The organism is Nocardioides imazamoxiresistens (assembly GCF_032378595.1).
Classification (GTDB): Bacteria; Actinomycetota; Actinomycetes; order Propionibacteriales; family Nocardioidaceae; genus Nocardioides; species Nocardioides imazamoxiresistens.
Window position 1 is genome coordinate 233,947 of sequence record NZ_JAVYII010000001.1, and the last position, 13,465, is coordinate 247,411.

The window sequence follows — 13,465 nt, forward strand, 5'->3', positions numbered from 1 at the left end:
CGCGGTCGTCGCCGCGGTCGGGGTCAGGCGCCCGCCGGCCGGACCGTGCCCCCCATCGCCCGGATCAGCTCGACGGGGTCGAAGAACTCCGCCAGCCTGGTGATCTCGCCGTCGCGCACGCTGACGCGGGTGATGTACGTGTTGGCGTACGGCGCCCCCGTCGCCCGCATCGACGAGCTCGACCGGTACTCCGCGACGTACTCCCCCGGCTCGTCGAGCGCGTGCACCCGGTAGTCGGTGAAGTTCATCTCCGAGACCATCTCCGGCAGCGCCCGGTAGTAGGCGTCGATCGCCTCCCGGCCCTCGATCGAGCGCGGCACGCCCTCGGGGGCGTAGGGCAGGTCCACGCGGCCGTCGGCCGCGAACAGCGGTGCGACCGCCGCCGCGTCGAGGGCGCTGACCGCGTCGAGGTAGGCGACGACCAGCTCCTCGCCGTCCCGGGCGCTCATGCCTCGAAGTCCCCCATCTCCGGCGGGGTCAGCGGCGAGATCACCCGCGAGGCGATCCGCCACCCGTCGCCACCGCGGGCGTAGGTGTCCTCGTTCAGCGCGATCGCCTTGAAGGAGGCGCCGCCCGAGAGGTGACCCTCGGAGTACACGTAGTTGGTCCCCGACGCGGCGTCGGGGCCGGTGAACTCCACCCGGTGGTTGGTGATGACGTGGAACTGGTCGCGGACCTGCTGGGCGTCCTTCTCGAAGAAGCCGCGGATCTCGGCCTCGCCCTCGTAGCGGGCCAGGCCCACCGGGGTGGCGTCCCAGACCGCGTCCGAGGTGAAGGCGCTCAGCGCGAGCTCGGGGTCGAACCGGTCGAGCCCGAGCGCGTAGGTGTGGGTGGCGTGCACGATGGCCGCGAGGTCGGCCGTCCGGTCCTCAGTCGTCATACGTGATCACCCCGCGGATGTTCTTGCCGTCGCGCATGTCCTGCACGGCCTCGTTGATCTGCTCGAGCTTGTAGGTCTTGGTGATCAGCTCGTCGAGCTTGAACTCGCCGCGCTTGTAGAGGTCGGCGATCAGGGGGATGTCGCGGCGGGCGATCGTCGTGCCGTACAGGCTGCCCTGCATCCGCTTGCCGGACATCGCGAACGTGAACAGGTCGAACGGGACGTCGCGCTGCAGCACGGGCGCCGCCGCCGTGACCACGAGCGTGCCGCCGCGCCGGGTCATCTCCTGGGCGGGGTTGAGCAGGTCGCCGTGCAGGACGTCGACGGTGAGGATGACGACGTCGGCGCCCTGGCCGTTCGTCAGCTGGGCGAGCGTCTCGGCGGCGTCGTCGTAGCTGGCGAAGCTGTGGGTGGCACCGAAGACCTTGGCCTGGTCGCGCTTGTAGGCGTTCGGGTCGATCGTGATGATGTTCTTCGCCCGGCGGTGCTTGGCGCCCTGGACGGCGTTCATGCCGACGCCGCCCGTGCCCACGATCACCACCGTGTCGTCGAACGTGATGTCGGCGGCGTACATCGCCGACCCCCAGCCGGTCGGCACGCCGCACCCGATGAGCGCCGCCTTGTCGAGCGGGATGTCCTTCGGGATCTTGACGCAGGAGTCGATGTTGACGACCACGTAGGGCGAGAAGGTCCCGAGGTAGGAGAAGGGTCCGACCCCCTGCCCGCGGGCGTGGACGCGGTGGGTGCCGTCGGGCGCGAAGCCGCCGAGGACGCCGGCGCCCATCTCGCACATGTTCGACTTGCCGATCGTGCACATCCGGCAGTGGCCGCACGACGGGAGGAACGAGAGCACGATGTGGTCGCCCACCTCGAACCCGGTGCCCTCGACGTCCGGGCCGACCTCCTGGATCACGCCGGCGCCCTCGTGGCCGCCGATGATCGGGCCCCAGTCGAGCGGGATGTCACCGGTGTCGACGTGGTCGTCGCTGTGGCAGATGCCGGAGGCCGCGAGCTTGATCAGCACCTCACGGCTCTTCGGCGGGTCGATCTCGATGTCCTCGACGCTCCAGCCCGACCGCGTGCCGGGTTCCCAGATGAGCGCTCCGATGGTCTTCATGCCGTTCCTCTCGAGAGAAGTGGATGACCACGCGGTCGCCGACACCGTGACAATCATGACTATGATTACTGTGGTCTAGGCCACAGTAAGAACGCGCCTCGCGTGGTGTCAACAGCCTCCCGACGCACGACGAGGAGGACCGGGCGTCGCCCGGTCCTCCTCGTTCGATGCTGCGCGGGACGCGCTCAGGCGACCGCCTCGATCACCGCCGCGTCGCCCTGGCCGAGGCCGCCGCAGATCGATGCGGCGCCCCGTCCACCGCCCTCCGCCTGGAGCCCACGCGCCAGCGTCAGCAGGATGCGTGCGCCCGAGGCGCCCGGCGGGTGGCCGAGCGCCACGGCGCCACCGTTGAGGTTGAGCCGGTCGAGCAGCCACTTCTCGCGGTCGGTGCGGCCCTCGGCCAGCACCCGCGCACTGACGAGCGGCACGCAGGCGAAGGCCTCGTTGATCTCGAACCGGTCGAGGCCCTCGAGCTCCCAGTCGGCGGCGGCGAGCGCCCGGCGGATGGCGTCGGCCGGGGCGACGGGGATCTCCCGCGGCGCCCGCGCCGCGCTGCCCAGGCCCGCGATCCGGGCCAGCGCGGTCAGACCGCGCTCCTCGACCCAGCGGCGCCGCGCGAGGACGACGTAGCACCCACCGGTGTCCTGGCCGGGGGCGTTGCCCGGCGTGACGATCGGACCGTCGAAGATGGTGCGCAGGCGGGAGAGCCGCTCGAGGGAGGAGTCCGCGCGCGGCCCCTCGTCCTCGGCGAGGCTGCCGCGCTCGTGCTCGAACGGCACCACCTCGCCGTCGTAGAAGCCCCTGGCCTTCGCCGCGAAGTACGCCTCGTGGCTGCGCAGGGCGAACTCGTCGGCCTCCTCGCGGGTCACCCCGTGCTCGACGGCGACCTCGCCCGCGTCGACCGCGACCGGCTTGCCGCCGATGTCGGCGCCGGGCTCGGCCATCGGGTCCTTGAGCTTCGGCCCGCCGCGCTTGATGCCCCAGCGGATCGTCGGGTTCATGAGGAACGCGGCGCGGCCCATGTTGTCGGCGCCGCCGACGAGCACGACGTCGGCCTCGCCCGCGCGGATCGCCCGGGTGCCGAGGTGGACGGCCGTCATCGAGGAGCAGCAGGCGCGGTCGATGGTGAGGGAGAGCCGGTCCTCGGGGATGCCGGCGCGCAGCATCGCCACGCGGGCCGGGATGGAGCCCTCGAGGGACTCCTCGGCCGGGATCGTCACGCCGCTGTAGACCTCGTCGACGTCGCCGGGCTCGACGCCGGCCGCGCGGAGCGCGCTGGCCATCGTGGTGGCGGCGATGTCGACGCTCGGCACCTCGCGCAGGGCGCCGCCGAAGCGGCTGAAGGGGGTACGCGCGCCTCCGACGAGGAGGACGTCGTCTGCTGGGTCGGTCATGGGGCTGCCTTTCGCGGGTCGTCGCCGGGGCCGCCTGGCCTCCGGCAGGTCCGTCAGCGGTGGGTGTAGACGGCCGGGCGCTTCTCGACGAAGGCGGCGACACCCTCGACGAAGTCCTCGGAGCGCGCGACCTCGAGGAAGATCCGGCGCTCCTCGTCGATGGCCGCGGACAGGCCGGGGTCGACGCAGCGCTTGAGCGCCTGCACGGCGACCCGGGGCATGGCGGCGATCCGGGCGGCGAGCGCCTCGGCCGCGACGAGCACCTCGCCCGGCTCGGCGACCTCGTCGACGAGACCCATCTCGAGGGCCGCGGACGCGGGGACGACCGACCCGAGGAGCATCAGTCGCAGGGCCCGCGCCGTGCCGACGCGGCGCGGCAACCGTTGCGTGCCGCCACCGCCCGGGATCAGGCCGAGCTTCACCTCGGGGAGGCCGAACTTCGCCCGGGGGTCCGTCACGACGAGGTCGGCGGTCAGGGCGATCTCGAGACCCCCGCCCACGGCGCTGGCCTGGACGGCGGCGATGACCGGCTGGGGCAGGGCGGCCCAGGCGGCGAGCACGCCGCCGGCCCACTCGCTGTGGGTGGCCATGCCGCCGGGCGAGCTGCGGACGGTCTCGAACTCCTCGATGTCGGCGCCCGCCATGAAGGCCTTCGTGCCGGCACCGGTGAGCACCACGACGCGCACGTCGTCCGCCGCGGCGAGCGCCGCGGCGGCCTCGCCGAGCCCGCCGAGGACGGCGCGGCCCATGGCGTTGACCGGCGGGCTGTCGACGGTGACCGTCGCGACGCCGTCGCGGACCACCACGGCGACGGGACCGAACGACTCGACGCGCTCGGCGTCGCTCGCCTCGAGGGGGAGGGCTTCGGCGCTCATGGGTTCCTTCCGTCGGGGGCGCACGGGCGCCCGCGGGTGCGGCGACGCGGCGTCGTCGCCGCGTTCATTGAACGGCGCGAGGTCCGGGCTTGTCAACCAACCGTTTGATTGCTGGCCGGAGGGAGTCCCCCGCCCTCCAGCAGGCTCGCCAGCGCGTACGTTGACAGCTCGCGCACGACGTCCTCGGGCTCCAGCGCCCCCGCGGGGTCGAACCAGTAGTGGATCCAGTTGGCCATGCCGAACACGGCGCGCGCGGCGAAGGCCGGCGAGACGCCTCCGCGCAGGGCGCCGGCGGCGAGCGCCGCCGCCACGAGCGTGCGGAAGTCCTGGTCGTAGGCGTGCTGGGCCCGGAGGATCGAGGCGGCACGTTCCTCGCTCAGCGCGCGGAAGTCGCGCACGAAGACCACCGAGTCGGTCCGGTTCGCCAGGGAGTTGCGCAGGTGCCCCTCGATGAAGGACCGCAGCGCCGCCACCGGGTCGTCCGCGTGCTCGCGCCAGCCCTGGTTGCCCGCGATGATCCGCTCGTGGTTGCGGTTGATGATCGCGAACAGAAGATCCTCCTTGGTCGCGATGTAGTGGTACATCGACCCCTTGAGGATCCCCACCTCGTCCGCGATCTCCTGCAGGCTCGTCGCGTCGTAGCCCTTGCGACGGAAGATCTCCGCCGCCGCGTCCACGATCAGCTCCGACCGGTCGAAACGACGCTGCCGCGTGCGGCGCGGCGCCGGGTCCTGCACGGTCACGACGGGCTCAGTAGGAGCGCGGCAGGCCGAGACCGGCGACCGCGATCTGGTTGAGGGCCATCTCGCGCGAGACCGGCGTCGAGCGCAGCAGCCGCAGGTAGCCGAAGCGCTCGAACATCAGGGTCTCGCCGGTGAAGCCCGAGCCGCCGAAGGACTGCAGCGCCGCGTCCGCCGCCTTGAGGCCCGCGTCGCACGCCTTCACCTTGGCCATGTTGCAGGCCAGGCCGGCGTTGCCACCCGCCTCGTACGCCTCGGCGCCGCGCTCGATGAGGGCCCAGGCCGCCTCGAGGTCGACCAGCGCCTCCGCCAGCGGGTGCTGCACCGCCTGGTGCGTCCCGATCGGGACCCCGAAGACGACGCGCTGGCCGGCGTACTCCGCCGCCTTCTCGAGGCACCAGCGGCCGATCCCGACCGCCTGCGCCGCCACGATGAGCCGCTCGGGGTTGAGGCCGTCGAAGAGGGCGCGCGCTCCCCCTCCGGGCCTGCCGACGAGCGCGTCGTGGGGCACCCGGACGTCGTCGAGGTAGACCGTCCACTGCCGCTCGGGCACGCCGACGTGCACGTCGACGGGCGTCATCTGCAGCTGCTCGCAGGGCAGCGGGAGCGCGAGGATCGAGAAGCCCCCGGACTCCGCGTCCTTCGCCACCACGAGCATGACGTCGGAGTCGTCGGCCGCGGAGATGTAGGTCTTCTCGCCGTCGATGCGCCAGCCGTCCTCGGTGCGCGTCGCGGTCGTGCGCATGTTCGCGGCGTTGGACCCCGCGCCCGGCTCGGTCAGGGCGAAGCAGAAGCGCAGCGACCCGTCGCCGATGGCCGGAAGCCAGCGCGAGCGCTGCTCCTCGGAGCCGTGGCGCAGGATGACCGCGCCGCCGATCGCCGTCGAGATGGTGAGCTTGCCCGCGGGGTAGCCGCCGGCGGCGAGCCGCTCGGCCACCAGCAGCAGGTCGCTCATCGTGCCCGCGCCGCCGTGCTCGGGCGACAGCGAGATCGCGGGGAGACCCGCGTCGCAGACCTCCTTCCAGTGGTCGCGTGCGGCGTCGAGGTCGGCGAAGCGACGGTCCTGGTAGCGACGGCCGAGGCCGAACGCCAGGTCCGCGAGCGCGGCGCGCTCGTCGGGGCCGATGGGCTCGGTCGTGGCGGCGGGCGCGGACGTGGGAGCGGTGACGGTCATGCCGGGTCCTCCTGGAGCTCGGGGAGGGCGTCGGCCGGCCGGCCGCTCGCCCAACGGAGTGCGGCGGCGCGGACGTCGTCGTCGACGTCGCACGCGGCCAGCACGGTGCTGGTGTCCTGCCCGACCGCGGGTGCGGCGGGGCGGTCGGGGTGGCGGGTGCGCCCGTCGAGGCGCACGGGCGTGCCGACCTGCTCGACGCCCGGGTCGCCCGGGACGGGCACGAGCATCCCGCGGGCGCGGAACTGGGGGTCGTCACGGACCTCGGCGAAGTCCTGGACCGGTCCCGCGCAGGTCTCGCGGTCGCCGAGCGCCTCCTGCCACTCGGCGAGCGTGCGGGTGGCGACCGCGGCGGCGACCTCGTCGACGGCCGCGGGGTCGTGCTGGCGGGTGCGCAGGTCGGGGCGCCCGATCACGTCGGTGAACGCCGCCCAGAACTGCGGCTCGACGGCCCCGACGGCGAGGTGGCGGCCGTCGGCGCAGGCGTACACGCGGTAGGAGGCGCTCGCCCCCGTCACCGTGGTGGCCTCCGGTCCCTCGGCCCCGCCGCCCGCGAGCCAGCCCGAGACGTGCAGGCCCAGAGCCCACAGCGCGGCGTCCGCGAGCCCGACCTCGACCCGTCGGCCGGGGGCGCCGGCCCGGACGGCGACGAGGGCGGCCAGCAGACCGATGCCCCCGGTCAGACCGCCGAGCAGGTCGGCCGTCTGGATGCCGCCGACGGCCGGCCCGTGGGCCCGCGAGCCACCGAAGCCGGTGGCGCCGGCGTACGCGAGGTAGTTCAGGTCGTGGCCGGGCTCCTGCTCGCGGGGACCACCGGTGCCGTAGCCGTTGACGGAGCAGTAGACCAGCCGGGGGTTGACCGTCCGCAGGTCGTCCCAGCCCACCCCCAGGCGGTCGGCCACGCCCGGTCGGAACGACTCGACCACGACGTCGCAGGCCGCGGCGAGGGCGTGGACGGCCCGGACGCCCCGAGGGTCCTTGAGGTCGAGCGCGACGGACCGCTTGCCCCGGTCGAGGAACGCGTGCGTCGCCGTCGTGCCCGCCACGGCCGGCCCGTGGCCGCGCGACTCCTCCCCGGCGCCCGGGCGCTCGACCTTGACGACCTCGGCGCCGAGGTCGGCGAGCAGCTGGGTGAGCGCCCCGACGGGGAGCATGCGGCTCAGGTCGAGCACCCGCACCCCCGCCAGCGGGGTCGTCGGGTCGTGGTGGTCGGTCATGAGTTCCTCTCCCGCTCAGCCCTGGGCCGCCTCCGCGACCAGGCGCAGCTGGTCGCGGTGGGCGTCGTCGGACAGTCCGTGGGGCTTGGTGTAGACGAGGGTGTCGACGCCCGCCTCGGCGTAGGCGGCCAGCCGCTCGCGCACGGCGGCCGGCGGCCCGACCACGGTGACGGCGTCGATCAGCTCGTCGCTGAGCAACGCCTCGGCCTCCTGCTTGCGTCCCGCCAGGTAGTGGTCCTGCACCGCGCGGGCGTTCGCCTCGAAGCCGTACTCCGCGACCAGGTTGAGGTAGAAGTTGCGCTCGCGCGACCCCATCCCGCCGACGTAGAGGGCCAGGAAGGGCCGCATCGCGTCGCGGCCCGCGGCGACGGCCTGGGGACCCTCCTCGGTCACGAGGATGCTCACCATCGGGGTCACCGCGACCTGGGCCGCGTCCCGACCCGAGCGCGCGGCGCCCTTCTCCAGCAGCTCGGTGAAGTAGCCCGAGCTCTCCGGCCGGAACAGGATCGGCAGCCAGCCGTCCGCGACCTCGCCGACGAGCTCGGTGTTCTTCGGCCCCATCGCGGCGAGGTAGATCGGCACCGGGTCCTGCACGGGGCGCGTCGCGAGCTTCAGCGCCTTGCCGGGACCGTCGGGCAGCGGCAGCCGGAAGTGCTCGCCCTCGAAGCGGACCGTCTCGCGGGCGAGCGCGGCGCGCACGATCGCGACGTACTCCCGCGAGCGACCCAGCGGCCGGTCGAACGCGACGCCGTGCCAACCCTCGGCGACCTGCGGCCCCGAGGTCCCCAGGCCCAGCAGCAGCCGCCCGCCGGAGAGCTGGTCGAGACCCGCCGCCGACATCGCCGTCATCGCGGGCGTGCGGGCCGGCATCTGCAGGATGCTCGAGCCCAGCCGGATCCGCTCGGTGCGACCCGCCAGCCAGCCGAGGGCGCTGACGGCGTCGGCGCCGTACGCCTCCCCCACCCACACCGAGTCGTAGCCCAGGCGCTCGGCCTCGGGCACCACCAGCAGCGGCTCCAGGCTGGAGCCGCCCATGCCGCCCGCGCCGACGGCCAGTCCGATCCTCACGACCTCACCCGACCCTCTGCACGAGGGTCGCGGTGCCGAGACCGCCGCCGCAGCACATGGTCACGAGACCGATCTCCTTGTCGCTGCGCTCCAGCTCGTGCAGGAGCGTGGTGAGCAGCCGGGCGCCGCTGGCACCCAGCGGGTGCCCCAGTGCGATCGCGCCGCCGTTCACGTTCACCTTGTCGCGGTCGGCCTTCACCTCGCGCTCCCAGGCCAGCACGATCGCGGCGAACGCCTCGTTGACCTCGAAGAGGTCGACGTCGTCGACGGTCATGCCGTTGCGCTCCAGCACGCGGCGGGTCGCGGGGATCGGACCCTCGAGCATCCGGACCGGGTCGCAGCCCACGGTCAGGGCGTCCAGCACCCGGGCGCGCACGGGCAGCCCGCGGTCGCGGGCCCACTGCTCCTCCGCGACGAGGACCGCCGCGGCGCCGTCGGAGATCTGCGACGAGTTGCCCGCGGTGAGGCGACCGTCGGGCCGGAAGGCCGGGCGCAGGCCGGCCAGCGCCGCGGCGTCGGTGTCCGGGCGTACGCCCTGGTCCTGGCGCACCGTGCCCGCGGCCGTCTCGACCGGGGTGATCTCGGCGTCGAAGCGGCCCTCGGCCACGGCGCGGACGGCGAGGCGGTGCGAGCGCTCGGCGAGCTCGTCCATCTCCGCGCGCGTCAGGCCGTGGTCGTCGGAGATGCACTCCGCCGCCTCGCCCTGTCCCACGAGCGGGAAGTGGCCGAGCAGCTGGGGCGTGAAGGGCGAGCCCCACCGCTCCTGCACGTCGGGCCCGGCGGCGAACGGGATCCGCCCCATGTGCTCCACCCCCGCGCCGACGACCACGTCGGCCGAGCCGGAAGCCACGAGGGCGGCGGCGACGTTGACGGCCTGCTGCGACGAGCCGCAGGCCCGGTCGACCGTCGTCGCGGCCGTCGTCACGGGCAGCCCCTCGTGCAGCCACGCGTTGCGGGCGACGTTGGCCGACTGCTCCCCCAGCTGCTGGCCGCAGCCCGCGACGACGTCGTCGACGAGCGCGGCGTCGAGGCCGACCTGGTCGAGCAGGCCGCGGTACGCCCGCCCCAGCAGGGCCGCCGGGTGCTCGTCCCGCAGCACCCCCTTCTCGGGGTGGCCGCGGCCGATGGGGGTCCGGGTGGCCCCCACCAGCACCGCGCTGCGACCGGTGAGCGCGCCGCTCACTCGACGCCCCAGAGGGCCTTGAACTGCTCGTCGTAGTCCTCGACCAGCGGGTAGAGACCCTCGGTCTCCACGACGTTGTCGGCCACCAGGGTCTGGCGGATCATCGGCAACTCGTTGAGGTCGGCGGGCTCGACGCCGGCGAAGTGCCGGGCCAGGGTGTCGGCCTCGAGCCACATCAGCTCGTAGAAGCCGAGCGCCTGGGCGGCCAGCTCGTCGCCCGCCGCGACCGCGGCGAAGTTGGTCGCGCCCGAGGACGACGTCACGATCTCGACGCGGTCGGAGAGACCCGCGGCCCGCACGGCGGCGGCGACGCCCGTGCTGGCGGCACCGGACGGGAACATCACGTAGTTGATCTGCGGGTTGGCACGCAGCTTGGAGACCACGAGGTTCGGGACCTCCTTGCCGACCTGCGTGATGGAGATGTCCATCGTGTCGTACTCGCAGCCGGGGCAGAGCTCGTCGTAGTTCTCCTCGAAGTTCTCCCGCACCGCCGCGAGGACCGCGAAGGCCGGGATGTCGACGTAGAGGGTGCTCGCGCTGCCCTGCGAGTGGTCGACGATGAACGACGCGGCCAGGCCGCCCGCCCGCGTGGTCACCGAGTTGTTGAACGAGGCCAGCAGCCCGTTCTCCTCCGTGGCCTGCTCGCTCAGCGAGTTCTGCACCACCGGGATGCCCATCTCGACCAGCTGCGCGAGCTCGGCCGCGTACAGGTGGGTGTCGTGGCCGGAGGCGATCACGCCGTCGGGCTCCATCCGGACCGCCTGGGCCCAGGCGTCCTTGACGCTCTCGGGGGCTCCGGTCGTCGTGAGCGTGACGACCTCCCAGCCGAGCACGTCGGCGGCCTCGACGAAGATGTTGTTCAGCTCCTCGCAGGCCGTCAGGCCGCACAGGATGCTGACGATGGTCTTGCCCTCGGGCACCGGCGCGCCGATCGGGACGAGCTGCTCCTGCAGCTCGGTCGGGCGCTGCTGGGCCGCCTCGTTGATCTCGGCCGCCTCGGCGAGCTGCTCCTCGTCGGAGCCGTCGATCGTGCTGGCGCTGCCTCCGGCGCCACCGCAGGCGGTGGCGAGGAGGGGCAGGACGCCGAGGGCGAGGGCGCCGAGCACCCGGCGGGGGCGCGGCTGCGGACGTCGGTTCATGGGTTCACGGTCCTTCTGGGTCGATTCCCGAGACCGGGCGGCCGGCGCCGTCCGGGGCGGAGAGTGAGGGGCGGGACGGACGGGCTCAGTGCCCGACCGTCGCGTTCGCCGCGCCGGCCCGCTGGTAGCGGGTGGCGATGAGGGCCACGATCAGCACGAGGCCGGTGAAGAGGTCCTGCGACCACGTGGGCGCCTGGGCGAGCCCGAGGCCGACGACGCCGGTGCCGAGGAGCAGCACCGCGATGATGGTGCCGACCGCGTTGAAGCGGCCGTGCTGCAGCTGCGTGGCGCCGAGGAACGCCGCGGCGAAGGCGCCGAGCAGGTAGGGCGTGCCGGCGGTGACGGAGCCGGCGGCCAGGGTCGCCGCCAGCACGATGCCGGCCAGGCCGGCGAGGCCGCCGGAGATGACGAGCGAGGCGAAGCGCAGGCGCTCGGTCGGCACGCCCGCGAGCCGGGCGGCCTCGCGGTTGAACCCGGTGGCGTACATCCGCCGACCGAACGCGGTGTGCTGCATGAGGAACCACAGCACGGCGGTGACCACGACGACGTAGACCACCGGCAGCGTGAAGCCGCCGACCATCGTCTGGCCGATCTCGTTGAAGCCCTGGGAGAGCACGACGCCGGTGACGTCGAGGTCGCCGGTGACCATCGTGGTGAAGGCCGCGAGCAGCGCCCCCGAGGCCATGGTGGCGATGAAGGAGTCGATCTTCAGGACCACGACGATGATCGCGTTGAGCACCCCGATCATCAGGCCGGTCAGCACGGCGACGGCCACCGCGGCCGGCACGCCGAGCTCGTGCTTGACGATCAGCTGGGTCGCGACGACGCCGGTGAGGGTGATGGTGCCGGCGATGGAGAGGTCGAAGACCCGCGCCGAGAGCGGGATGATGACGCTCAGCGCCGCGAGCGCGGTGACCGCCGTGCTGTTGAAGACCTGGTAGAGGGTCGCGGACGTCAGGAACGTCTGCGGCACCCAGATCGCGAAGAGCGCGACCAGCGCGATCAGCACGTAGACGGCGCCGATGTTCGAGAACGCGAGGTGCCGCGTCCACGGGCGCGCCGGCTCGGCCGGGGCGGGCTCGGTCGTCGTGCCCGACGGCGTCGACGGCGGCGCGGTCGCCGGGGGCGGCCCGGTCTGGAGGTCGCTCATGCTGCACGGATCCCTTCGATGGCACGGACGATGACGGTCTCGGTGACCTCGTCGCCGACGAGCTCGGCGACGACCCGGCCGTCGCGCACGACGAGCACGCGCGAGCAGAGGGCCACGAGGTCCTGGGGGTCGGAGGAGGTGACGACGACGCTGAGACCGGCCGCGGCCTCGCGGGCGACGAGGTCGTAGATGCGGGCCCGCGTCGCGATGTCGACGCCGGCCGTCGGCTCGCTCATCGCGAGGATGCGGGGCGAGCGGTTCAGGCAGCGCGCGAGCACGACCTTCTGCTGGTTGCCACCGCTGAGGGTGGAGATCGGTGCGTCGGCGCCCGGGGCGGAGATGCCCAGCCGCTGGATCCAGTCGCGCACCACCGAGCGCTCCCGGCGCGCCGAGAGCCGCGGCCCGCGCCGCACGGTCGACAGCGAGGAGACGGTGAGGTTCTCGGCGACGCTCGCCTCGAGGAACACGCCCTCGGCGATGCGGTTGCCCGGCACCAGCGGGATGTCGGCCGCGCGCCCGCCGTCGGTCAGGACGACGGTGCCGCCGTGCGGCCCGGTGAGGCGCCCGGCCACCGCGTACGGCACCTCCTCGGAGCCGGAGCCGACGAGACCCGCGACGCCGAGCACCTCGCCGCGGCGCAGCTCCAGGTCGATGCCCCGCATGGTGCGGCCCGTGAGGCCGGTGGCACGCAGCACGACCTCCTCGGAGGCCGTCGCCGCCTTCTGCACGTCGCGCACCGCCGCGCCCTGCTCCCCGACCATCACGTCGGCGAGCTCGTCGGCGGTCACGTCGGCGACGTCGTAGGTGGCGACCACGGCCCCGGCCCGGATCACGCTGACCCGGTCGGCCAGGGCGAAGATCTCGTCGAGCCGGTGGGAGACGTAGAGCACCGCCGCCCCCGAGTCCCGCACGGAGCGCACGACGTCGAAGAGGCGCTCCACCTGGGCCGGCGGAAGCATGGCCGTCGGCTCGTCGAGCACGAGCACGCCGCTGCCGGGCTCCCAGCCGTGCATCGCGGCCGAGATGGCCAGCTCGGTGCGCACGACCGCGCTGTGGGTGGCGAGGGGCAGGTCGATGTCGACGCGGGTGCCGAAGCGCTCCAGCGCCCGCCGCGTCAGCTCGCGCTGGGCGCGCCAGTCGATCCCGCCCAGGCGGTTGCGGCGGTAGCCGTGCGCGAGCGCGATGTTGTCGACGGCGCTCAGCTCGGGCACCTGGCCGAGGTCCTGGTGCACGAACCGCAGGCCGTCGTGACGCTTGGCCGCCCGGGAGGTCAGGGGCACCTCCTCCCCCGCGACCTCGCAGCGCGCCTCGTCGGCGTCGTGGTAGCCGGCGAGCACCTTGATCGTCGTGGACTTGCCGGAGCCGTTCGCACCGATGAACGCGTGCACCTCGCCGGCGCGGACGTCGAGGTCGACGCCGCGCAGGACGCGGGCCGCTCCGAACGTCTTGGTCAGGCCGCGCAGCCGCAGCGCCACGGGGGCGTCGGCGGGGTCCGCACCTCGTGCGGGCGGTGTGGTCGGGGTCACACCGC

The 13,465-nt window shown here is 73.7% G+C and carries 13 protein-coding genes; all 13 read right to left on the bottom strand.

What is annotated here, in order from left to right; translation table 11 throughout:
- Positions 1 to 23: 23 nt before the first annotated feature.
- On the bottom strand, positions 24 to 449 hold the full coding sequence (locus tag RDV89_RS01155) for a nuclear transport factor 2 family protein (protein WP_315730617.1): 426 nt from the start codon (positions 447 to 449) through the stop codon (positions 24 to 26).
- On the bottom strand, positions 446 to 880 hold the full coding sequence (locus RDV89_RS01160; protein ID WP_315730619.1) for a nuclear transport factor 2 family protein: 435 nt from the start codon (positions 878 to 880) through the stop codon (positions 446 to 448). The genes RDV89_RS01155 and RDV89_RS01160 overlap by 4 nt, the downstream gene beginning before the upstream one ends.
- Positions 870 to 1,997 (bottom strand): NDMA-dependent alcohol dehydrogenase, encoded by a 1,128-nt coding sequence (locus tag RDV89_RS01165; protein WP_315730620.1) that lies wholly within the window; start codon positions 1,995 to 1,997, stop codon positions 870 to 872. Before RDV89_RS01165 ends, RDV89_RS01160 begins: the two co-directional genes overlap by 11 nt.
- A gap of 185 nt (positions 1,998 to 2,182) precedes the next feature.
- The gene (locus tag RDV89_RS01170; protein ID WP_315730622.1) at positions 2,183 to 3,391 is read right to left on the bottom strand and encodes a thiolase family protein; all 1,209 of its coding nucleotides are present in this window, start codon (positions 3,389 to 3,391) and stop codon (positions 2,183 to 2,185) included.
- Between the two features lie 53 nt (positions 3,392 to 3,444).
- The gene (locus tag RDV89_RS01175; RefSeq protein WP_315730624.1) at positions 3,445 to 4,266 is read right to left on the bottom strand and encodes an enoyl-CoA hydratase/isomerase family protein; all 822 of its coding nucleotides are present in this window, start codon (positions 4,264 to 4,266) and stop codon (positions 3,445 to 3,447) included.
- Positions 4,267 to 4,358: 92 nt separating this feature from the next.
- The gene (locus RDV89_RS01180; protein ID WP_315730626.1) at positions 4,359 to 5,009 is read right to left on the bottom strand and encodes a TetR/AcrR family transcriptional regulator; all 651 of its coding nucleotides are present in this window, start codon (positions 5,007 to 5,009) and stop codon (positions 4,359 to 4,361) included.
- Between the two features lie 7 nt (positions 5,010 to 5,016).
- Positions 5,017 to 6,180, bottom strand: a complete 1,164-nt coding sequence (locus tag RDV89_RS01185; RefSeq protein WP_315730627.1) for an acyl-CoA dehydrogenase family protein — start codon at positions 6,178 to 6,180, stop codon at positions 5,017 to 5,019.
- A complete protein-coding gene (locus RDV89_RS01190; RefSeq protein ID WP_315730629.1) occupies positions 6,177 to 7,394 on the bottom strand; it encodes a CaiB/BaiF CoA transferase family protein in 1,218 nt (405 codons plus the stop codon). The genes RDV89_RS01185 and RDV89_RS01190 overlap by 4 nt, the downstream gene beginning before the upstream one ends.
- A gap of 15 nt (positions 7,395 to 7,409) precedes the next feature.
- Positions 7,410 to 8,462, bottom strand: a complete 1,053-nt coding sequence (locus RDV89_RS01195; protein WP_315730630.1) for an LLM class F420-dependent oxidoreductase — start codon at positions 8,460 to 8,462, stop codon at positions 7,410 to 7,412.
- A gap of 4 nt (positions 8,463 to 8,466) precedes the next feature.
- The gene (locus RDV89_RS01200; RefSeq protein ID WP_315730631.1) at positions 8,467 to 9,645 is read right to left on the bottom strand and encodes a thiolase family protein; all 1,179 of its coding nucleotides are present in this window, start codon (positions 9,643 to 9,645) and stop codon (positions 8,467 to 8,469) included.
- Positions 9,642 to 10,784 (bottom strand): substrate-binding domain-containing protein, encoded by a 1,143-nt coding sequence (locus tag RDV89_RS01205; RefSeq protein WP_315730632.1) that lies wholly within the window; start codon positions 10,782 to 10,784, stop codon positions 9,642 to 9,644. The genes RDV89_RS01200 and RDV89_RS01205 overlap by 4 nt, the downstream gene beginning before the upstream one ends.
- Before the next feature lie 85 nt (positions 10,785 to 10,869).
- Positions 10,870 to 11,934, bottom strand: coding sequence for an ABC transporter permease (locus tag RDV89_RS01210; protein WP_315730633.1), 1,065 nt, complete (start codon positions 11,932 to 11,934; stop codon positions 10,870 to 10,872).
- The gene (locus RDV89_RS01215) at positions 11,931 to 13,460 is read right to left on the bottom strand and encodes a sugar ABC transporter ATP-binding protein (protein ID WP_315730635.1); all 1,530 of its coding nucleotides are present in this window, start codon (positions 13,458 to 13,460) and stop codon (positions 11,931 to 11,933) included. The genes RDV89_RS01210 and RDV89_RS01215 overlap by 4 nt, the downstream gene beginning before the upstream one ends.
- Positions 13,461 to 13,465 lie beyond the last annotated feature (5 nt).